Source organism: Micromonospora lupini (genome assembly GCF_026342015.1).
GTDB classification, from domain to species: Bacteria; Actinomycetota; Actinomycetes; order Mycobacteriales; family Micromonosporaceae; genus Micromonospora; species Micromonospora lupini_B.
This window is the reverse complement of the sequence record NZ_JAPENL010000002.1, coordinates 1,593,395-1,613,864: the sequence shown is the minus strand read 5'-3', so window position 1 is coordinate 1,613,864 and position 20,470 is coordinate 1,593,395. Positions and strand designations below refer to the sequence as shown.

The window sequence follows — 20,470 nt, the reverse complement described above, 5'->3', positions numbered from 1 at the left end:
TCTCCCCCTCGTTCCTCCTTCCTCTGGGTCGTGCGCGGTGCGCGGGTGGGTGGTGCCGGCGGCCGGGACGGGACCGCCGGCACCACGTCGGTCGGATCAGGTCAGGGCGGCGGCGTCCGTGCGCGGTCCGTCCACCGCTTCGGGGGTACGCAGCCAGACGGCCGTGTCCGAGGGCAGCAGACCGTCGTCGAGTGGGCCACTGGCCAGCAGCAACTCCCCGTCGGCGGGCAGCGGCACCGCGGTGTCGGTGAGGTTGACCAGGCAGCGGAAGCCGCCGCCTCGACTGAAGGCCAGCACGCCGTCCGGGGCGGGCAACCAGCTCAGCTCACCGTCGCCGAGCGCCGCCTCGGCACGCCGGAGGTGGATCGCCGCCCGGTACAGCTCCAGCATCGAGGCCGCGTCGCCGGTCTGCGCCAGCGCCGTCCGGTCCTTCCAGTCGGCCGGCTGCGGCAGCCAGGGCGCCGCCGCGCCGTCCGGGCTGAACCCGAACGGCGGCTCCTCACCGGCCCAGGGCAGCGGCACACGGCAGCCGTCGCGACCGGGGTCGATCCGGCCGGACCGCTCCCACATCGGGTCCTGACGCAGCGCGTACGGGATGTCCTCGACCTCCCAGAGCCCCAGCTCCTCGCCCTGGTAGACGTAGGCGGCGCCGGGCAGCGACAGCGACAGCAGCGCGGCGGCCCGCGCCCGGCGGTTGCCCAGCTCCAGGTCGGTGGGGATCCCCTCGCGCTTGGCGGCGAAGCTGAACGTGGTGTCCGCCCGGCCGTAGCGGGTGACGTGCCGGGTGACGTCGTGGTTCGAGAGCACCCAGGTAGCCGGCGCGCCGACCGGCGCGTGCGCGCTCAGCGTTCCGTCGATGCTCTCCCGCAGCGCCGCGGCGTCCCACGCGCAGCCCAGGAAGTCGAAGTTGAACGCGGCGTGCAGTTCGTCCGGGCGCAGGTAGTTGGCGAACCGCTGCCGGTCCGGCAACCACACCTCACCGATGAGCGCCCGCTCGCCCGGGTAGGAGTCGGCGACCCGCCGCCAGCCCCGGTAGATGTCGTGCACCCCGTCGAGGTCGTGGAACGGGTGCTGGTGGTCCGGTCGGACCTCCGGCAGCTCTCCGTCCTTGACCAGCAGACCGGCGGAGTCGATCCGGATGCCGTCGACGCCCCGGTCGAACCAGAACCGCAGGATGTCCTCGAATTCGGCCCGCACCCGGGGGTGTTCCCAGTTGAAGTCGGGCTGCTGGGGAGCGAACAGGTGCAGGTACCAGTCGCCGGGGGTGCCGTCCGGGTTGGTGGTGCGGGTCCAGGTCTCGCCGCCGAACTCGCCGATCCAGTCGGTGGGTCGTTCGTCGCCGTTGGGGCCCCGGCCGGGCCGGAACCAGAACAGGTCCCGTTCGGGCGCTCCCGGGCCGCCGGCCAGCGCGGCCTGGAACCACGGGTGCGCGTCGGAGCAGTGGTTGGGCACCACGTCGACGATGGTCCGGATGCCGAGGTCGTGCGCCTCCGCGATCAGCGCCTCGACCTCGGCCAGGGTGCCGAAGACCGGGTCGATGTCGCGGTAGTCGGAGACGTCGTAGCCGGCGTCGGCCATCGGGGACGGGTACCAGGGACTGAACCAGATCGCGTCGACGCCGAGCGCGGACAGGTGGTTCAGCCGGGACCGGATGCCGGCGATGTCACCGATGCCGTCGCCGTTGCCGTCGGCGTAGCTCCGGGGATACACCTGGTAGATCACGGCTCCACGCCACCACGGACTTCTGTCAGCTGTGGACACGAGCACCTGCTTTCTGCGTCAGTACGTCGGCGGGTTCGCCGGACCTGGTTATGTGTCGGGGCGAACGGTCGTTGTTCGCCGCGCGGGTGAATGCGGTCGTGGGCTATCCCTTGATGCTGCCCGTGGTCAGACCGGACATGATGTTCCGCTGGAAGATCAGGAAGATGATGACAGTCGGGATGGCGGCGATGACCGACGCGGCGATCACCACGTTCATCGGGGTGCCACCCGCGAAGGTGTAGATGCCGACACTCACCGTCCGGGTCTCGGGCGACGGCATGACCAGCTTCGGCCAGAGGAAGTCCTTCCAGACCGCGGTCACCGCGAAGATCGAGACGACGCCGAGGATGGGACGCGACAGCGGCAGGATGATCGACCAGAGCGTGCGCAGCGACGACGCCCCGTCCATCAGGGCGGCGGCCATCAGCTCCTCCGGGATCGAGTCGAAGAACCGCTTCAACAGGAAGATGTTGAACGCGTTCGCGACCATCGGCAGCCAGATCGCGAACGGCGAGTCGAGCAGGCTGATGTGCAGGATCGGCAGGTCGAGCACCGTCACGTACTGCGGCACGATGAGGACCATCGCCGGGATCATCAGCGTCCCGAGCATCAGGCCGAGGATCACGTTGCCGAAGATCGGTCGCAGCTTCGACAGGGAGTACGCGGCGGCGGCGTCGAAGACCAGTTGGAACAGCACCGCGCCGATCGCGTAGTAGAACGTGTTGAACAGCAGCTTGGCCAGGGCCAGGTTGTTCCACGCGTCGATGTAGTTCTGCGGCTGCGGGTCCTTCGGGAACAGCGACGGCGGGGTCTGCGCGATCTCCTGGCCGGACTTGAGCGCGCCGGTGACCATCCAGTAGAGCGGCCCGAGGAAGACGAGCGTGAAGCCCGTGACGACGACGATCAGCAGCGTCCAGTAGATGACCTTGCCGCGCCCCCGGTTGAGCTGGGAGTGGGAGATGAGGGTCCGGGTCCCGGAGTCCTGTGCCATTCCTCGCCGTCCTAGTCCTGTTTCGCAGTCAGTCGCACGTACACGGCGGAGAAGCCGGCAAGCACCACGAGCATGATCACGCCCAGCGCGGCGGCGCCGTTGAGGTCGTTCTGGAAGAACCCGTGCTGGTAGATGAGGTACGCCACCGAGGTCGCGGAGTCCTCCGCGCCCGCGCCGTTGGCGAGGATCAGCGGCTCGATGAAGAGCTGCATCGTGGCGACGATCTGCAGCATCGCCAGGAGCGCGAGGATCAGCCGGGTCTGCGGGATCGTCACGTGGCGGATCCGCCGCCAGATCCCGGCGCCGTCGAGTTCCGCCGCCTCGTACAGCTCACCGGGAATGTTCTGCAAGGACGCCAGGTAGATCAGCACCGCGCCGCCCATGTTCATCCAGGTGGACGCGATCACCATGGCCGGCATCGTCATCCCCGGCGACTGCATCCACTGCGACGTGGGCAGGTGCAGCGCCTTGAGGATCGCGTTGAACAGTCCGGCCTCGCTGGGGTCGTACGCGTAGAACTTGAAGAGGAACAGCGCCGAGGCCGGTGGCAGCATGACCGGCAGGTAGACCAGGATCCGCAGGTAACCCTTGGCGTGGCGGAACTCGTTGAGCAGGATCGCCACGAAGAACGGCACCGCGTACCCGAGCACGAGCGCGAGCACCGTGAAGTAGAACGTGTTCTTCCAGGCGGGCCAGAAGCTGGGGTCGGCGATGAGACGGGAGTAGTTGTCCCAGCCGACCCAGGTCGTCTCGCCGCGCCTGGTCCGCTGGAAGCTCATGACGATGCCGCGGACCATCGGGTACCAGGAGAAGACCACGAAGCAGAGCACGGCGCCGATCAGGAACGCGTGCCCGGTGAGGTTGTCCCGTACCTTGCGGCCGAGGCTGGTGCGCTGCGGCCCTGTCGCGTACGGCGACATCGGGCGACCCGGTTTCCTGGGGGCCTGGGGGACGGCGGTGATCGCCAAGGCAACTCCTGCGGAAGTCAGTGACGCGGACTGTGCGGCGCGGGGTGTGGGGGCCGTCGGGCCGGCCCCCACACCTGCCGGTCAGCTCTCGGCGGCCAGGAGCTGGTTGACCTTCTGTTCGGCCGTCTTGAGCAGCGCGTCGATGTTCGCGTTCGGGTTCGTCAGCACCCCGGACATCGCGGCGTCGAGGACGGCGTAGATCGCCTGCGCGTTGCGCGGCTCACCCTTGATCGGTACCGGGGTCGCCTCGAAGATCGCGAAGTTGGTGGTGTCGACGTTCGCGTTCGCCTTGCGCAGCTCGAGTTCCTGCTTCTGCGCCTCGCTGCCGTTGGCGAACAGCAGCGGCTGGGGCAGACCCACCGGGTAGTTCTGCGGCTTGGCCCGGACGTAGTCGAACTGGCCCTTGCCCGGGGTGAGCTTCTGGTACGCGATCCACTTCAGACCGGCCTTGACCTGCTCCGGGGAGAGGTCCTTCTTGAAGAAGTAGCCCTCGCCGCCGCCGAGCGTGCCCTTCGCCGCGCCGTCCTGGCCGGGCAGCGGGGCCATCGCCCAGTCCTGGAACTTGCCCTGGAACTGGCTGACGATCGCCTGGGTGGCGTCCGGCGCGCCGATGAACATGCCGACCTTGCCCGCGCCGGCGTTGGTCAGCAGGTCAGCCCACTGGAGCAGCTGGCGGGAGCCCATGCTGTTGTCGCCGTACCGCATGTCCTTGATGTTCTGCAGGACCTGCTTGCCCATCGCGTTGTTGAAGTCGGCCTTCTTGCCGTCCGGGGTCAGCACCTGGCCACCCTGCGAGTAGAGCAGCGAGGTGAAGTGCCAGCCGCCGGTGTTGCCGGCGCTGTACTCGGAGTAGCCGGCGATGCCGTTGCCGAGGGCGGAGATCTTCTTGGCGGCGGCCCGGACGTCCGCCCAGGTCTTGGGCGGGTTGTTGACGTCGAGCCCGGCCTTCTGGAACAGGACCTTGTTGTAGACCAGGCCCATCGAGTAGTTCTTCACCGGGACGGCGTAGAGCTTGCCGCCGTCGGTGAAGGCCCCCTTGAGCGCCGGGTCGACGCTGTCCCAGGTGGGGATCGTGTCCTTGTTGACGACTCCGGAGATGTCCATCGCCTGACCGGAGTCGAGCACCTGCTGGAGATCGGTCATGTACCCGTAGAACACGTCGGTCACGGTGCCGCCGGCGAGGCGGGCGGTGAAGTCCGGCGGGTTGTTGCACTGCTCGCCGACGCTCACGCTCTTGACGACGATGTCCGGGTTCTGCTTCTGGAACTCGACGACGTCGTCGTTCCAGTTCTTCAACAGCTCTTTCTGGGCGCCGACCGGCTGGCAGTCGACCGTGATGGTGACCTTGCCGTCGGCGGTCGTGCCCTTGTCGTCGCTCTTCGTGGAGCATGCCGTGAGGCTGAACCCCAGGCCGGCCACGAGCGCCAGCGCCGCAGCCCTTCGGTATTGCGGTACGGACATCTGTCCATCCCTTCGGGAACGGGTGTCTCCATGAGATGCGCTGATCTGCGGTGATGCGACCTGACGCCCTGTAGCTGCGCCGGAGCCAGGTGTGAGTGGAGTCACTGTAACGAGGGCGACTCATTTCAGCAAGGTGTCGACGGGGTGCTGAAAAGACACGACATAGTTACGGCAGACACCGACAGTGACGTGTTTTGCGCCGGGTTTGGCGGCTTTCCGTCCTATCTGGTCCACGGGTGAAACGGCGGCGCTCCCGCGCCGTGGGCAACCACGAAAAACTGCCGGCAACCACGAAGAACCGGCCGCCGACCGCAGGAAGCGGTCGACGGCCGGTGCAGGCTGTCGGTCAGTACGGCAGGGTCACGCTCAGCGGCCGGGCGCGGGCGCTGTGGAGCCGCGAACCACAAGCTCCGGCTCGAACAGCAGCTCGTCCTGCAGGACGCCGGCACCCTCGATCTGGGTGACGAGCAGGTCCACCGCGGCCTGCCCCATCGTCTCGATCGGCTGCCGCACAGTGGTCAGCGGCGGGTCGGTGCAGGTCATGAACGCGGAGTCGTCGAAGCCCACCACCGAGATGTCCGTCGGCACCGCGCGACCCAGGCGCCGGGCGGCCCGGATGGTGCCCAGGGCCAGCACGTCGCTGGCACAGATGATGCCTGTCACGCCACGCTCGACCAGCTTCGTCGCGGCGACCCGCGCGCCCTCCATCGAGAAGCTGGAACGCTCGACGCACTCGGCGTCGCCCTCGCCCCAGCCCGCGACCTGGACCATCGCGTTCAGCTTGCGGCGGGACGGCACGTGCCCCTCCGGGCCGAGCACCATCCCGATCCGTTCGTGGCCGAGCGAACGCAGGTGCCCGTAGGCCTGCTCCACCGCCACCGCGTCGTCGGTGGAGACCCGGGGAAAGCCCAGCTCGTCCACACCGGCGTTGACCAGGACCACGGGAAGACCCCGATCGGTGAGCCGCCGGTAGTGGTCGTGCCGGGCGTCGGCGAGCGCGTACGAGCCACCCGCGAAGATCACACCGGAGACCTGGTGGTCGAGGAGCATTTCCACGTAGTCCATCTCGGACACGCCGCCGATGGTGCGGGCGCAGAGCGCCGGGGTGTAGCCCCGCTGGGCGAGGGTTCCGGTGACCACCTCGGCGAGCGCCGGGAAGATCGGGTTCTGCAACTCGGGCAGCACCAACCCGACCAACCGGGCCCGCTCGCCGCGCAGCTTGGTCGGCCGCTCGTAGCCGAGCACGTCCAGCGCGGTCAGCACCGCAGTCCGGGTCGTCTCGGAGACCCCGTCCCGACCGTTGAGCACCCGGCTGACGGTGGCCTCGCTGACGCCCGCCTTCTTGGCAACTTCAGTCAACCGCTTGGTCACGGCCGCAATCGTACGTCACCAGGATGAAAGAAATGAACAGCCAGACGGCCAAATCTTGCCGCCCCGCTTGCTGTGGCTTGTCGCCTTCCGCGTCGTCAGGACAGGTTGCGCAGCGCGTCCTCGATGGCCCGGTGGAAGGTCGGGTACGCGTAGATCATCTGCCGCAGTTGACTCAGCGGCACGGCCGCGTGCACCGCCACCACAAGGGCGGACAGCACCTCGCCGCCGGCCGGGCCGACAGACGTCGCGCCGATCAGCACGCCCTGGTCGGCGTCCGCGACGAGCTTGATGAAGCCCTCGTCACCCACCTGGTGGATCCACCCCCGCGTCGAGCTGCCCAGCTTGGTGAACCCGACCTGCACGTTGATGCCGCGCTCGCGGGCCTGCTGCTCGGTCAGCCCGACCGCACCGACCTCGGGATCGGTGAAGGTCACCCGGGGCAGCGCGCGGTAGTCGGCGCGCGGCACGGTGCCGGCCGACCCACTCGACCCGCTTGCGGCCAGCGAACTGGACGCCCCCATCGCACCGCCGACGACGCTTGCGGTCCCGCTGGCGTCGGCCCCCGCCGTCGCCTCCCGCGCGTGGGCCAGCAGATCGGCCACCACGATCCCCGCCTGGTACATGGCGATGTGGGTGAACGCGCCCTGACCGGTCAGGTCGCCCACCGCCCAGATGCCGTCGGTGACGTGCAGTCGGTCGTCCACCGGAAGGTAACGCTGGGTGGCGTCCACACCGACGGTGTCCAGCCCCAACTCCTCCAGGTGCGCCCGACGGCCGGTCACCACGAGCAGTCGCTCGGCGGTGAACTGCGCGCCCCCGACGCCGTGCAGCGTGAACCGGTCGCCGTCGTGCGCGACCCGTTCGGCCCGTACCCCCGTGTGGATCTCGACGCCGTCGGCGCGCAGCGCCGCGGCGGCCACCTCGGACGCCTCCGGCTCCTCGACGGCCAGCACCCGGTCCAGCGCCTCCACCACCGTCACGCGGACGCCGAAGCGCGCGAAGACCTGGGCCAGCTCCAGCCCGATCGCGCCGCCGCCGAGCACCAGCAACGACCCGGGCAGTTGCTCGACCTCGATCGCCTGGTGGTTGGTCCAGTACGGCGTGCCGGCCAGACCGTCGATCGGCGGCACCGAAGCCCGGGTGCCGGTGCCCAGGACGACGCCGTGCCGGGCCTGGAACACCTGGTCACCGACCCGGACACGCCCCGGACCGTCGAGCCGGCCACTGCCCCGGACGAACCGGCCGCCCTTGCCGGTGAACCGCTCGACCGCGACCTTGTCGTCCCAGTTGTCGGTGGCCTCCTCGCGGATCCGCTTCGCCACCGGCGCCCAGTCCGGACGGACCTGCGCCACGCCCGCGAGCCCGTCCACCCGACGCGCCTCGGCGAGGGCGTTCGCGGCCCTGATCATCATCTTGCTCGGGATGCAGCCCCAGTACGGGCACTCGCCACCGACGAGGTCCCGTTCGATGCCGACGACACTCAGGCCGGCCTCGGCGAGCCGCCCGGCCACCTCCTCGCCGCCGACCCCGAGCCCCACCACGACCACATCCACCAGCTCCGGCTCCGCCATCGGAACAGCATCCCCCAGCCACCTCGCCCCGACCACCGGGGTCGCGGAAAAGTCGACCCCGTCAGCGCGAACCACCGCCTAGGGTGATCCGATGCACGCACGCTTCGACCCCGTCCGGGACTGCTTCCACGACCTCTTCGCCTCCGGCCGGGAGTCCGGCGCCAGCCTCACCGTCTGGTACGACGGCCAGCCGGTGCTCGACCTGGTCGGCGGCTCCCGGACCGCCGACGGGCCCTCAAGCCAGCCGTGGCGGCCGGACACGCTTGTCAACGTCTACTCGGTGAGCAAGCCAGTGGTCGCGCTCTGCCTGCTGCTGCTCGTCGACCGGGGACGCGTCGACCTCGACTCGCCGGTCGAGCGGTACTGGCCGGAGTTCCGCACTCCGGCCACCGTGCGGCAGGTGTTGTCGCACACCGCCGGGCTGCCGGCCTTCCCGGTGCCCCGGCCGGCCACCGCAATCGCCGACTGGGCGCTGCTGGCCGGAGACCTGGCGGTCGCCGACCCCGAGTGGACGCCGGGGTCGCTGGCCGCAGAGCACGCCTGGACGTACGGCCACCTGGTGGGCGAGCTGGTCCGCAGGGTCGACGGCCGTGGCGTCGGCCGCTTCCTGGCCGACGAGATCGCCGGCCCGTGGCAGCTCGACCTCGGCTTCGGGCTGACCGACGCCTACCAACGCCGCTGCGCGGACCTGCGCTACGGAGACCCCCAGTGGCCGATCCGGAAGCTCGGCGAACCCGGCTCGCTGCGGGCGCGGGCGATGGGCAACCCGGCCGGCGGGCTCGACCTCGCCGTGCTGAACAGCCCGCTCTGGCGGGGCGCCGAGATGCCTGCGGTCAACCTGCACGCCACCGCCGCCGGCCTGGCCCGGCTCTACGCGGGCCTGCTGGCCGGTGGCGTCCTCGACGGCGTACGGCTGTTCAGCCCCGAACTGGTGGCCGAGGCGACCCGGGTCCAGTACGACGGGCCGGACGTGCTGCTGGACCGCCAGGTCCGGTGGACGCTGGGCATGCAGTGGGAGCCGGACGGCAGTTGGGGCATGGGCGGCCTCGGCGGCAGCAGTGCGTGGGCCGACCCCGTGCGCGGCTACACCATCGGGTACGTCACGGCGCGGCTCGCCGACCACGACCGCGTCGACGAACTGGCCGAGGCCCTGCACTCCTGCCTGTGATCAGCGCAGCCAGGGCTCGTAACCATCTTTGCCTCGGACAACCGCACGGTCATCCGGTGCACGCGCGGATCGCCGTCACTGTGGCACGCCGGCGGTGCCGGGCCCTGGTTCTCGTCACCGTAGGCGAGGGGCCGCAGGACGTACGACGCACCAGCCATATCACTGTGGGGGTTCGCCGGACGGTCCGGTTGCCCCGGCGGCGGCGGTGCCTCCCAGCTTGTTGATGGCGCCTTGGGTGGCTTGCACGGCTGCTACCCCTGCCGCGACTGCCAGCCCGACCGGTCCGGCTGCCGCGGCTCCTGCGCCTGCCCCTGCTGCCGCCCCACCTGCTGCGCCGCCGCCGGCGGCCCCACCTGCTGCGCCGCCCCCGCTCGCCCCGGCTCCCGGGGTGGCGGGTGGCATGCCGCCACCGCTCGGCGTGGCTCCTGGAGGTGAGTTGCTGCCCGGTCCCTGACCACCGCCACCGCTGCTGCTGCTGCTGCGGGAGGAACCGAGCTGGACCGCGCCCTGCGCGATCTGGCCGACTGCCGCGCCGCCGACGGCGGCGCCGGCGCTGCTTCCGCCGCCGGCGACGGCTTCGACGGCAGGGGTGATGAGGCGCATCAGCGCGGGCAGCGCGACCAGCGCCATGACGAACAGCATGAGCCCGGTCATGACGTTACTGATGATCAGGTCCGGGTCCTTCGGTATCTCGGTGCCGACCGACCAGAACGCGGCGGCGTAGATCGTCGCTGCGACCGGTTTGTACAGCAGCATCGCGATCAGCCATGTCACGTACCGCTGCCGCATCTGCTTGCCGGCGCCGCCCGCGATGCCAACCACCGCCGCGACCGGAAGTAGCCCGGCCAGTAGCACCAGCGCGGCGGCTCGCCCGTACAGCATCACCAGTTGGGTGATGGTGACGATGATCAGCAGGACGCTGACACCCACGAGCAGTACCGGAGCGAGTGTCCCGGCGGCCGCACCGGTCGGCGCGAGTAACAGCAAGCGGTCTCCGAGCTTGGAGCCGTCGATCTGTTCACCTGGCTGTGCGACACCCAGCGATTGGTTGATGATCCAGATCGAGTACTGGTCACCGAAGACCCGCAGGGTCTCCACCACGGCCAGGCCCGCCGTCATCAGCAGTACCGCAGCCCCGAAGTTCTTCGCGAGCTCCGCCGCGGTGCGCCCCGACGGGGTCAGCACCAAGCGCCCGGCCATCCACAACAGCGCTGCCACCGCCGTGGCCCCGACGATCCATGCCGTCGCAGCCTGCAAATTCGCAGCCGCGCCCACCGCCTCCCCCGTTTTCGTGCAGGTAGTCGGCGTAGCCGAGGGCGAAGGCGAAGGCGAAGGCGACGAACCGGGAAGGCACGCGATCGGCAGCGTGGGCGCCTTCATCCAGCCCGTGACCACCATGCCGAGTGCCTTCGCGGCCCCTTCGGACACCCAGTTGGTCAGCTTCTCCAAGATGGAGTCCCCGGCCGACGAGGCGATGCCACCCACGACGCACGTCGGGGTGGGGATCACGCAATCTGCCACGGCTACGGTCCCCAGGTGACGACGCTGGACAGGTCTGGTGCCGGGGCCTGGAGCGCCTGCCAGTTACCGCCAGGCGGCGGGACCATGCGCCAGTCGCCATCCATCCACCGCACGGTGAGCGTGAGGGTGACCCACGCCGAGCTGCGGGGTACCCGCATCGCCATCGCAATCACGGCCGTATCAGTCGAGTAGCTGATGTAGCGGTACCCGCCGATGGTCGCGCGGTCGGCTGCCTCGACCGGTGGCACCGGATCATATTCGGCGTACATGGCCAAGAGCCGGTCCCGGTCGGCGCCAGGGGTGAATTGCTTGGTGACGGTGGGCTCCCAGGACTCACGGCCTGCGTAGAGGTCAGAGCGCAACGCCAGCTGGGCGGCGGCGATAAGCGCGCCTTCCGGGGTGTGCGCGTAGCCGGACGCGACTCCGCCCGCAACCTGGCGGGGCCCGGCCGTCGCGCTCCTGGGCGCAGCGACTTGACCGACCAGTTCCCACGTCACACCGCGGGGTGCGGTGGTGGGAATCGCCGTGGGCAGCGCCTCAGCGGCGGTGGAGGTGCCGCCCGCAGGCTGTGAGGCCGGAGCATTCGAAGGAGCAGGCGACGGCACGCCATCATCGCCACCCATCAGCGCGACCACCACGCCGGCGATGACGACCAGGGCGAGGAGCACGGCGGCGGCGATGGTGCCCGGCCGTTTCCACGGCGAGCGGGGGGCGGTGGCGTAGTCCACCTCGTGCAGCTGGCGGGTCATGTGCATGTCCTCCCCAAGATCGTGATGGGTGTTCAGCCACCGGCGGTGACGTGCTCGCACACCCGGCGGGCCCGGTAGCCGCTGCCCGGCCAGCGGCGTCGAGCGCGGCCAGACCTGCCGCGTCGCGTTCGGCGAAGGCGTCGATCAGCCCGATCGCCATGCCCTGGTGGTCCAGCTCGTCGTCCACATCGACGATGCTGGTCACCCTAGGGCATCGGATCATCACGCGGGTGCGCGCTAAGTGGGGGCCAGCAACGGCTGGTGGCCGTCGGTGTCGAGCTGGGCGAGTCGGCGTTAGCGCCGCGATCCGGACTCCCCTACCCCTGTATGGGCGTGCGGGCGGCCCAGACCTGGCTGGTGCCGATCGGGTCGATCGCGCGTAGGTTCACCAGCACGTCGAGCACGACCAGGTGCGTGCTTTCGTTCTCGCCCCGGCCGGGCGAGATCAGGCAGCGTACAGACCCGGACCGTAGCTCCGGCCGGGCATACCGGTCCCCCTCTGCCGATTCCGCGGAATGCTCGTCGGAATGCGCGTCGCCGGCGGCGGTGAGGTACGCGGCAAGGGTGTAGGTCGTCGCACGGTCGAGGCGCTGCCCGTCGTGGTCGTAGCAGCGAGTGGTGGTGCGTCGGCGTGCCCGAGTGCTCCTGGACGTCTCCCAGGCGGGCACCGGCGTCGCGGGCGAGGGTGGCGCAGGTGTGGCGCAGCACGTGGGGGCTCATCTTCACCGGGATCTGCGCCGTGGTGGCGAGGCGGCGCAGCAGCCGCCACACCGAGCCCCGGTCGCCCCTGCCCGCGGCGGTACGCCGCCTCCTCTACCCAGACGCCATACGGGCCCGGGTCCAGATCGACGACCCGAATCGGCCTCACTACCTCGACACCGCAACCCTCCTCAAACTGTCGCCACCGAAGCAGGCCACCTACATCAAGCAGGTGCTTCACCAAGTCGATCTTGACGACCGGAAGTCGGCACGGCCCCAACCCCCTACAGCGGGCCCGCCCGCTCCCTCGCCAAGGGGTCCTTCAACCGTGCCAGGAGCGGAGGCGGCACACCGAGCCGCACTGGCGTTCCCGGTGAACACCGCGAGAGCCGTACATGGGGGAAGTATGGGCAGGCCTTCGTCCCAGCGCCCGCCATCTCAGCGGGGCCACAGCGGAGACCGCGGTCATGGCCGCTAGACGCCAGCGTGAGTGCTTTCCCGGTTTTCGTTCGGTCCGGAACAAACGGCAACCTGGTCATCGGGTGACTCGGGCCGATGAGGGGGCTTTGCCGAGTCGACAGTCGGAGGGCTTCTGCGAGGCGAAGGTCTCCCCGAGCGGGATCCGGTCGCGCTCGCAGACCACGTCGGCGCAGGCCACGTGCGCTCAGTCGGCGATCACCTTGCCGAGCGGCGTTCCGGACCGGTAGCCGCGATCGCACGCCACGCAGGCGCCCGCGAAGCTGGCCGCGGCGGCGGACGGGTCTGGCAGGCGTGGGCTCCAACTGCCCGTCAGCGCAGCCAGACCGGGTCGGTGCCGGGCACGGAGAGCGGCGGCGGATAGTCAAGCGTGTGGCGGACATCCTCGGGCAGCTTCCACGGCTGGTGGATCGCCTTGCCCGGCACCGCCGACAGCTCCGGCACCCAGCGGCGCACGTAGTCGCCGGCCGGGTCGTACCGCTCGGCCTGCCGTACCGGGTTGAACCCCCGGTACGGCTTGGTGTCGTTGCCGGTGCCGGCGACCCACTGCCAGTTGCCGGAGTTGTTTGCCACGTCCCCGTCGAGCAGCCAGCGGAAGAAGACAGCCACCCCGGCCCGCCAGTCCTGACCCAGGTGCTTGGTCAGGTAGCCGGCGGTGATCAGCCGCGCCCGGTTGTGCTGCCAGCCCTGCGCCCGCATCTGCCGCATCCCGGCGTCCACGATCGGCATCCCGGTCCGCCCCTCGGCCCAGGCCACCAGGGCATCGTCGTCGTAACGCCACTGCTCGGTGACGCCCCGCCGGTAGGCGGCCGTCGAGATCTCCGGGAACGCGGCGGTGACCTGGTAGTAGAAGTCGCGCCAGCAGACCTGCCGCACGAACGGTCCGGACCGGTCGCCGGCGCGGTTGGCCACCGACAGCGGGGACACGCAGCCGAAGCGCAGGTACGGGCTGAGCCGTGAGGTGTCGTCGCCGGCCATGTCGTCGTGCTGCTCGTCATACCTGCCCAGCTCGGGCAGCCAGTCGCTGAGCCGCTGGCGGGCGATCCGCTCGCCACCGGTGGCCGCGTCCGGTGACTCCCCGGCCGGCGGCGTCGGCACCCGACCCACGCGTACCCCGTCGGGCAGCGTGATCCGGCGGGGCGCGGCCAGCTCGTCGCGCCACCGCGCGGCCGTCCACGCCCGGTGGTACGGGCTGAACACCCGGTAGTGGTCGCCTCCGCCGCCGGGGCGCAGCGCGCCCGGCTCGACAACGGTCAGCCCCGGAAAGAGCCGCAGGCGCAGCCGGTGCCGCTCGCACTCGGCGCGCAGCCGCCGCTCGCGCCCACGGGCGTAGTGGCTGACGTCGGCGGAGAGCGCCACGGCTGTCGCGCCGACCTCGCCGGCCAACCGGATCGTCTCGGCCACCGGGTCGCCGCGCCGCACCACCAGGTCACCGCCGCGCTCGCGCAGCGCGTCGCGCAGGTCGGCGAGCGCCTGGTGCAGGAACCGGGTGCGATTGGCCGAGAGGCCGGCCAGCGCCGGGTCGAGCACGTACAGCGGCACCACCCTGTCGAACGCCGCGCAGGTGGTGGCCAGCGCCGGGTGGTCGTGCACCCGCAGGTCGCGGGTGAAGAGCACGATCGCGGTGCCCGCTGTCACCGGGCCGCCGGCTGGACCGTCGGCCCGGGGATCGTGACCGGGGTACCTGTCGAGGTGAGCAGAGCGCGGGCGGCCACCGCCATCCGCCGCCGCTGCGGCACCAGGGCCCGGCGGGTGAAGACGTCGTAGTCCTGCGCGGCCACCTCGTCGAGGATGCCGCCGTAGAGCGCGTACGCGGTGCGCATGCACGCCTGCGACGCCGGCGCGAGCATGGTGATGCCGGGCGCGGCGGCGGCATAGTGCGCCTGGGCCCGGGTCACCTCGTACTCGATCAGCTCGCGTGTCCGGGGCGTACCGCGCCCGCGGGCGCTGGCCTCGGCCAGGTCGTCACGGGTGACGCCGAACTTCGCCAGGTCCTCGTCGGGCAGGTAGGTGCGACCCCGGTCGAGGTCCTCGGCGACGTCGCGGATGAAGTTGGTGAGCTGGAAGGCGAAGCCGAGCTGCCGGGCCGGCTCCCGGGCCGCCACGGGATCGCTGCTGCCCAGGATCGGCAGCATCATGGTGCCGATGACCGCCGCCGAGCCCTCCATGTAGTCGAGCAGGTGGTCGTAGGTCGCGTACGAGGTGACGGTCAGGTCCATCGCCATGCTCTTCAGAAACGACGCAAAGTCGTCCCGGTCGAGATCGAAGACGGCAATCGTGTGCAACACCGCCGGCAGCAGCGGGTCGTCGACAGGCGCGCCGCGCAGGCCGGCCACGAACCTGCTGGCCCAGTCGTCGAGCAGGGCCGCCCGCTCGGCCGGCGGCAGGTCCTCGGTGCGGTCGACGATCTCGTCGGCGTACCGCGTGAATCCATACAGGGCGTGCACATGTCGTCGTTTCCACGCGGGGAGCAACCGGGTGGCGAGATAGTAGGTACGACCGTGACGTTTGTGCAGCTCACGACACCGGTCATAGGCAGCGGTGAGATCCGTGTCCACCGGCCCTCCTCAATTATCGACGCACCAATCGACGCAACTCGTACCCTAGGGTACGCTCGCCAACATGGCCAACGACGCAGTTGCGGGCAACGCGACACGTGTGGCGCCGACGGGCCCGGGCGACAGGGACGATCCAGTCCGCGCCGTCCTGGCCGCGTACACCCAGGACCTGATCACGGCGGTCGACGAGACCCTCGCCACCTTCCTCACCGCCGAGGTCGACGCACTCACCGAGATCGACGCGGCCATGGGCGGCTTCGCGTCCGCGGCGCGCGAAGCCGTGCTGGCCGGCGGCAAGCGGATCCGATCCACGTTCGCCTACTGGGGCTGGCGCGGAGCGGTCGGCGGCACCGAGCCGCTGCCGCCGGTCCTGCCGGCGCTGGCCGCCCTCGAACTGCTGCACACCTTCGCGCTGGTGCACGACGACGTGATGGACGCCTCCACCACCCGCCGCGGCCGGCCCACCGCACACGTCGCGCTCGCCGCGCAGCACGTCGCCGCCGGCCACCGGGGCGACCCCGGCCGGTTCGGCGAGGCGGCGGCAGTGCTCATCGGCGACCTCTGCATGGTCTGGGCCGACAAGCTGCTCGCCCGCGCCACCATCACCCCGGCCCGGCTGTTCGAGGTCCGCCGCTGCTACGACCAGATGCGCGTCGAGACCGTCGCCGGGCAGTACCTGGACGTGCTCGGCGAGAACGATCCGACCAACTGGTCGGTCGACCGGGCTCTGCGCGTGGCCCGCTACAAGACCGCCAGCTACACGGTTCAACAGCCGCTGCTCTTCGGCGCCTTCCTGGCCGGGGTGACCGCCGACGCCCCGCTGGTCACCGCGTACACCCGCTATGGCCTGGCCGTCGGCGAGGCCTTCCAGCTCCGCGACGACCTGCTCGGCGTCTACGGCGACCCGGCGGCGACCGGCAAACCGGCCGGCGACGACCTGCGCACCGGCAAGCCGACCACGCTGCTCATGCTGGCGCGGCAACTGGCCACGCCCGGCCAGCTCCGAGACCTGGAACAGGCCGACGGCGAGCCTGTCGACCGGCTCGCCGACCTGGTCGCCGAGACCGGCGCGGTGGCCCGGGTGGAGCGGATGATCGCCGAGCGGGTGGGCGACGCCCTGGCCGCGCTCGACAGCGCGCCCGTGGACCGGACGGCGCGTACCGCGCTGACCGGGTTGGCCACCGCCGCCACCAGCCGGCGGGCCTGATGAGCGATCTTATCGAGGAGGTGGTCACGTGCGGACGGTGACGGGACGGACGGACCGGGTGGTGGTCGTCGGCGCCGGCCTGGGTGGGCTCGCCTGCGCGCTGCACCTGGCCGGCAGCGGCCGACAGGTGACGGTGCTCGAGCGCGAGCCGGTCCCCGGCGGGCGCGCGGGCCGACTCTCCGTCGACGGGTACGAGTTCGACACCGGCCCGACCGTGCTCACGATGCCCGACCTCATCGCCGAGGCGCTCGGCGCGGTCGGCGAGGAGCTGCACGACTGGCTCGACCTGACGCCGCTCGACCCGGCCTACCGGGCGTACTACCCGGACGGCTCGACCCTCGACGTGCTCACCGACACCACCCGGATGGCGGCCGAGATCTCCCGGGTCTGCGGGCCCCGGGAGGCCGACGGCTACCTGCGCTTCGTCGACTACGCCCGGGAGCTGTGGCGGCTGGAGCGGGCCGACTTCATCGAGCGCAACCTGGACGCGCCCACCGACCTCATCACCGGCAACCTGCTCAAGCTGCTCACCGGCGGGGCCTTCCGCCGCCTCCAAACGAAGATCAACCAGTTCTTCCGGGACCCGCGCACCCAGCGGATCTTCTCCTTCCAGGCGATGTACGCCGGGCTCGCCCCACACGACGCGCTTGCCATCTACGCGGTCATCGCGTACCTCGACTCGGTGGCCGGGGTCTACTTCCCCCGCGGCGGCATCCACGCGGTCTCCCGGGCGATGGCCGGCGCCGCCGAGAAGCACGGCGTGCAGATCCGGTACGACACGACGGTGACCCGGGTCCAGACCGCGAACGGCCGGGCCACAGGCGTACTCACCGCCGACGGCGAGCTGGTGCCGGCGGACGTCGTGGTGCTCAACCCGGACCTGCCGGTCGCCTACCGGGACCTGCTCCCCGCCGCGCCCGCGCGACGCCTCACCTACTCACCCTCCTGCGTCGTCCTGCACGTCGGCTCGCGACAGGGATATGCGAAGATCGCCCACCACAACATCCACTTCGGACGCGCGTGGAAGGGCACCTTCGATGAGGTCATCCGCAGGGGCGAGCTGATGACCGATCCGTCACTGCTGGTGACCAACCCCAGTCGGACCGACCCGTCGGTGGCCCCACCGGACCGGCACACCTACTACGTGCTCGCGCCCGTGCCCAACCTCGACCGGGCGCCGTTCGAGTGGCGGGGCGACCTGACCAGGCGCTACGGCGACCAGCTGATCGGCACGCTTGAGGAGCGCGGGTACGTGGGCTTCGGCGCCGGGGTCGAGGTGTTGCAGGCGATCACGCCAGCCGAGTGGGCCGAGCAGGGAATGGCCGCCGGCACCCCGTTCGCCGCCGCGCACACCCTCTTCCAGACCGGGCCGTTCCGCCCGTCGAACCTGCACCGCGACCTGTCGAACGTCGTCTTCGTCGGCTCCGGCACCCAGCCCGGTGTGGGCGTACCGATGGTGTTGATCTCCGGCAAGCTGGCCGCCGGCCGGATCACCGGAGAAGGCCGATGACCAGCCGCGAGGACCACCTCGTCGAGCTGGTCGACGACGCCGGGCAGGCCCACGGTGACACCACTGTCGCCGCCGCCCACCAGCCGCCGGGGCAACTGCACAGGGCCTTCTCGGTGCTGCTGATCGACCCGGACGGCCAGGTGCTGCTGCAACGAAGGGCCGCGGTCAAGACCCGCTTCCCGCTGCGCTGGGCCAACTCCTGCTGCGGCCACCCGCGACCCGGCGAATCGCTCACCGAGGCGGCCAACCGGCGGCTGAAGGAGGAGCTGGGCACCGGCCCGGTCGAGCTGACCGAGGTGGGCGTCTACGTCTACTACGCCGAGGATCCGACCTCCGGTCGGGTCGAGTTCGAGTACGACCACGTGCTGCGCGGCGACTTCCTGCCCGCCGCCCCGCTGCGACCCGACCCGGACGAGGTGGCCGAGCTGCGCTGGGCCGACCCGGCCGCTCTGGAGGCCGAACTCGACCGCGACCCCCGGTCGTACGCGCCCTGGCTGGGCGGGGTGGTGAACCGTCTGCTGCGCCCCTCGGGGCCGTCGGGCGCCCCCGGCTCCACCATGACCCCGTCCGGATCGTCGGCGGATGACACGGCGGAGCGGTCGGGTGGCCGATGAGGCGCTGAGCGCGGGCGCCGTCGCGCGCCGGCTGGGGGTCGCGGTCACCACGCTGCGCACCTGGCACCAGCGCTACGGGCTCGGGCCCAGCGAGCACGTGCCCGGCCACCACCGCCGCTACACCCCCGCCGATCTGGCTCGCCTCGAAACCATGCGGCGGTTGACCGCCGAGGGCGTGAGCCCCGCCGAGGCGGCCCGGTGGGCGCGGCAGGCACCGGACCGGACACACGTGGACTCCGTCACCCGGAGCCGGATCCGCCAGACCGGCCGCGACGGCGGCGGCGCCATCCCGGTCGGCCGTGCCGGCCCGGCCGCCCGGGGCCTGGCCCGCGCCGCCATGCGCCTCGACGCGGCGGCGATCAACGAGACCATCGCCCACACGATCGCCGCCAGCGGCGTCATCGCCACCTGGGAGACCTTGCTGCGCCCCGTGCTCGCCGGCGTCGGCGAGCGGCACGCCACCACCGCCGGCCTGATCGAGGTCGAACACCTGGTCTCCAGGTGCGTCTCGGAGGCCTTCGCGGCAGCAAGCCAGGCCAAGGCGCCCATCGGCCCCGCCCGGATCCTGCTCTCCTGCGCCGACGAGGAGCAGCACACCCTGCCCCTGGAGGCGTTGGCCGCCGCGCTCGCCGAGGCCGGGGTCAGCTATCGGATGCTGGGTGCCCGGGTGCCGGTGGCCGCCCTCGTCGAGGCGGTCAACCGCACCGGCCCGGCCGCCGTGGTGCTCTGGTCACACACCCGGGCCACGGCCGACCCGACCCAGCTCAGCGCGCTGCTCGCGGCACCCCGCCGCCCGCTGCTGATCCTCGCCGCCGGCCCCGGCTGGCGGGCCGACACGCTGCCCGCCGGAGTGGTCCGACCGGTCGACCTGGCCGAGGCGGTCTCACTCGCGGTGGCGGTCCGTGACTCGCTCGACCAGTCGCGGGAGGCGTGACCGGCCTGTCGGTCACTGGGCCGCTTCCACTACCGTCGGGGATGTCCGCCTGCCCCGACCCCCCGGGAGCGAACAGATGCAAGCCCGCGCCGCCCTGGCGTCCGTCCTCGCCGTGGTGCTGGTCTTGTCCGGTTGCGCTCAGCCAGACAGCACCGTCCACGCCGCCGGCGGGCCGCAACCCGCCGAGTCGACCACCCCGTCTGCCCCGCCCACCCCGACGCCCACCCCGTCGCCGAGCCCCACCCACACCAAGGCGCCGAAGCCGCCCCTGCGACCACTGCCTGCGAAGCTCCCCGCCGGGCTGCGGCGCACCACAGGCGTACGCCCCGTGGCGTTGACCTTCGACGACGGGCCCAGCCCAGCCTGGACCCCGAAGGTGCTCGACCAACTGCGGGCGGCCCACGTGACGGCCACCTTCTGCGTCGTCGGCCTCGAAGCCCAGCGACACCCGGAGCTGATCCGACGGATCGTCCGGGAGGGGCATCAGCTCTGCAACCACAGTTGGCGGCACGACCTCGACCTCGCCCGCCGGCCGGAGGCCGACATCAGGGCCGACCTGGCCCGCACCAACAAGGCCATCCAGACGGCCGCCCCGGGCGCACAGGTGTCCTTCTACAGGCAACCCGGTGGCCGGTGGACACCCGAGGTCCTGGCCGTGGCGAAGGATCTCGGCATGCGCCCGCTGCACTGGGCCGTCGACCCGCAGGACTGGGACAAGCCGAGCGCCGCCACCATCGCCAGGAGGGTCCACAACGCCGCACGTCCGGGTTCCATCGTGCTGCTGCACGACGGAGGCGGTAACCGGGGCGCGACGCTCGCCGCCTGCCCGGGCCTGATCGCCGACCTGAAGCACCGCTTCGGCATCACCCGACTTCGTTAAATCAGGGCCCTGACCTGCGGTTATACGGTT

At 71.2% G+C, this 20,470-nt stretch carries 17 protein-coding genes; 6 read left to right on the top strand and 11 right to left on the bottom strand.

Annotated elements, in window-relative coordinates; translation table 11 throughout:
• Positions 1 to 96: 96 nt before the first annotated feature.
• The 6 genes from OOJ91_RS22355 to OOJ91_RS22330 form a co-directional block, all read right to left on the bottom strand.
• The gene (locus tag OOJ91_RS22355; RefSeq protein WP_266247900.1) at positions 97 to 1,722 is read right to left on the bottom strand and encodes a glycoside hydrolase family 13 protein; all 1,626 of its coding nucleotides are present in this window, start codon (positions 1,720 to 1,722) and stop codon (positions 97 to 99) included.
• 142 nt (positions 1,723 to 1,864) lie between these two features.
• Positions 1,865 to 2,752, bottom strand: coding sequence for a carbohydrate ABC transporter permease (locus OOJ91_RS22350; RefSeq protein WP_266247898.1), 888 nt, complete (start codon positions 2,750 to 2,752; stop codon positions 1,865 to 1,867).
• Positions 2,753 to 2,763: 11 nt separating this feature from the next.
• A complete protein-coding gene (locus tag OOJ91_RS22345; protein ID WP_439117091.1) occupies positions 2,764 to 3,720 on the bottom strand; it encodes a carbohydrate ABC transporter permease in 957 nt (318 codons plus the stop codon).
• An 81-nt stretch (positions 3,721 to 3,801) separates the two neighbouring features.
• On the bottom strand, positions 3,802 to 5,181 hold the full coding sequence (locus OOJ91_RS22340; protein WP_266247894.1) for an ABC transporter substrate-binding protein: 1,380 nt from the start codon (positions 5,179 to 5,181) through the stop codon (positions 3,802 to 3,804).
• Between the two features lie 366 nt (positions 5,182 to 5,547).
• A complete protein-coding gene (locus tag OOJ91_RS22335) occupies positions 5,548 to 6,552 on the bottom strand; it encodes a LacI family DNA-binding transcriptional regulator (RefSeq protein ID WP_266247893.1) in 1,005 nt (334 codons plus the stop codon).
• Between the two features lie 95 nt (positions 6,553 to 6,647).
• Positions 6,648 to 8,123: a dihydrolipoyl dehydrogenase family protein gene (locus tag OOJ91_RS22330; protein WP_266247891.1), complete on the bottom strand. Its 1,476-nt coding sequence runs from the start codon at positions 8,121 to 8,123 to the stop codon at positions 6,648 to 6,650.
• A 91-nt stretch (positions 8,124 to 8,214) separates the two neighbouring features.
• On the opposite strand from OOJ91_RS22330, the gene OOJ91_RS22325 reads away from it, so the two are divergent.
• Positions 8,215 to 9,291, top strand: coding sequence for a serine hydrolase domain-containing protein (locus OOJ91_RS22325; RefSeq protein WP_266247889.1), 1,077 nt, complete (start codon positions 8,215 to 8,217; stop codon positions 9,289 to 9,291).
• Positions 9,292 to 9,450: 159 nt separating this feature from the next.
• Here OOJ91_RS22325 and OOJ91_RS22320 read toward each other — a convergent pair whose 3' ends face one another.
• The 5 genes from OOJ91_RS22320 to OOJ91_RS22300 form a co-directional block, all read right to left on the bottom strand.
• Positions 9,451 to 10,740, bottom strand: coding sequence for a hypothetical protein (locus tag OOJ91_RS22320; protein ID WP_266247888.1), 1,290 nt, complete (start codon positions 10,738 to 10,740; stop codon positions 9,451 to 9,453).
• A gap of 74 nt (positions 10,741 to 10,814) precedes the next feature.
• Positions 10,815 to 11,561: a hypothetical protein gene (locus tag OOJ91_RS22315; RefSeq protein WP_266247887.1), complete on the bottom strand. Its 747-nt coding sequence runs from the start codon at positions 11,559 to 11,561 to the stop codon at positions 10,815 to 10,817.
• Positions 11,562 to 11,878: 317 nt separating this feature from the next.
• Complete coding sequence (locus tag OOJ91_RS22310; RefSeq protein WP_266247886.1) at positions 11,879 to 12,229, bottom strand: hypothetical protein; 351 nt, start codon at positions 12,227 to 12,229, stop codon at positions 11,879 to 11,881.
• 820 nt (positions 12,230 to 13,049) lie between these two features.
• Complete coding sequence (locus OOJ91_RS22305; RefSeq protein ID WP_266247885.1) at positions 13,050 to 14,375, bottom strand: cryptochrome/photolyase family protein; 1,326 nt, start codon at positions 14,373 to 14,375, stop codon at positions 13,050 to 13,052.
• Positions 14,372 to 15,295 carry a phytoene/squalene synthase family protein gene (locus OOJ91_RS22300; RefSeq protein ID WP_266247884.1) on the bottom strand — a complete coding sequence of 308 codons (924 nt, stop codon included), beginning with the start codon at positions 15,293 to 15,295 and terminating at the stop codon, positions 14,372 to 14,374. The genes OOJ91_RS22305 and OOJ91_RS22300 overlap by 4 nt, the downstream gene beginning before the upstream one ends.
• 64 nt (positions 15,296 to 15,359) lie before the next feature.
• Between OOJ91_RS22300 and OOJ91_RS22295 the strand changes: the two genes are divergently transcribed.
• The 5 genes from OOJ91_RS22295 to OOJ91_RS22275 all read left to right on the top strand — a co-directional run bounded on the left by OOJ91_RS22295 (position 15,360) and on the right by OOJ91_RS22275 (position 20,440).
• Positions 15,360 to 16,502 carry a polyprenyl synthetase family protein gene (locus tag OOJ91_RS22295; protein ID WP_266247883.1) on the top strand — a complete coding sequence of 381 codons (1,143 nt, stop codon included), beginning with the start codon at positions 15,360 to 15,362 and terminating at the stop codon, positions 16,500 to 16,502.
• Positions 16,503 to 16,530: 28 nt separating this feature from the next.
• Entirely contained in the window at positions 16,531 to 18,012 is a 1,482-nt protein-coding gene (gene crtI, locus OOJ91_RS22290) for a phytoene desaturase family protein (protein WP_266247882.1), read from the top strand.
• Complete coding sequence (gene idi, locus OOJ91_RS22285) at positions 18,009 to 18,626, top strand: isopentenyl-diphosphate Delta-isomerase (protein ID WP_266247880.1); 618 nt, start codon at positions 18,009 to 18,011, stop codon at positions 18,624 to 18,626. Before crtI ends, idi begins: the two co-directional genes overlap by 4 nt.
• Positions 18,616 to 19,560, top strand: coding sequence for a MerR family transcriptional regulator (locus tag OOJ91_RS22280; RefSeq protein WP_266249800.1), 945 nt, complete (start codon positions 18,616 to 18,618; stop codon positions 19,558 to 19,560). The genes idi and OOJ91_RS22280 overlap by 11 nt, the downstream gene beginning before the upstream one ends.
• A gap of 76 nt (positions 19,561 to 19,636) precedes the next feature.
• Positions 19,637 to 20,440 carry a polysaccharide deacetylase family protein gene (locus OOJ91_RS22275; protein WP_266247879.1) on the top strand — a complete coding sequence of 268 codons (804 nt, stop codon included), beginning with the start codon at positions 19,637 to 19,639 and terminating at the stop codon, positions 20,438 to 20,440.
• Positions 20,441 to 20,470 lie beyond the last annotated feature (30 nt).

What these genes read in the sequence shown, in the direction of transcription:
- OOJ91_RS22325 (WP_266247889.1), top strand. Translation starts at nt 8,215, where the DNA reads ATGCACGCACGCTTCGACCCCGTCCGGGACTGCTTCCACGACCTCTTC.
- OOJ91_RS22330 (WP_266247891.1), bottom strand. Translation starts at nt 8,123, where the DNA reads ATGGCGGAGCCGGAGCTGGTGGATGTGGTCGTGGTGGGGCTCGGGGTC.
- idi (WP_266247880.1), top strand. Translation starts at nt 18,009, where the DNA reads ATGACCAGCCGCGAGGACCACCTCGTCGAGCTGGTCGACGACGCCGGG.
- OOJ91_RS22275 (WP_266247879.1), top strand. Translation starts at nt 19,637, where the DNA reads ATGCAAGCCCGCGCCGCCCTGGCGTCCGTCCTCGCCGTGGTGCTGGTC.
- OOJ91_RS22340 (WP_266247894.1), bottom strand. Translation starts at nt 5,181, where the DNA reads ATGTCCGTACCGCAATACCGAAGGGCTGCGGCGCTGGCGCTCGTGGCC.
- OOJ91_RS22315 (WP_266247887.1), bottom strand. Translation starts at nt 11,561, where the DNA reads ATGACCCGCCAGCTGCACGAGGTGGACTACGCCACCGCCCCCCGCTCG.
- OOJ91_RS22295 (WP_266247883.1), top strand. Translation starts at nt 15,360, where the DNA reads ATGGCCAACGACGCAGTTGCGGGCAACGCGACACGTGTGGCGCCGACG.
- OOJ91_RS22350 (WP_266247898.1), bottom strand. Translation starts at nt 2,752, where the DNA reads ATGGCACAGGACTCCGGGACCCGGACCCTCATCTCCCACTCCCAGCTC.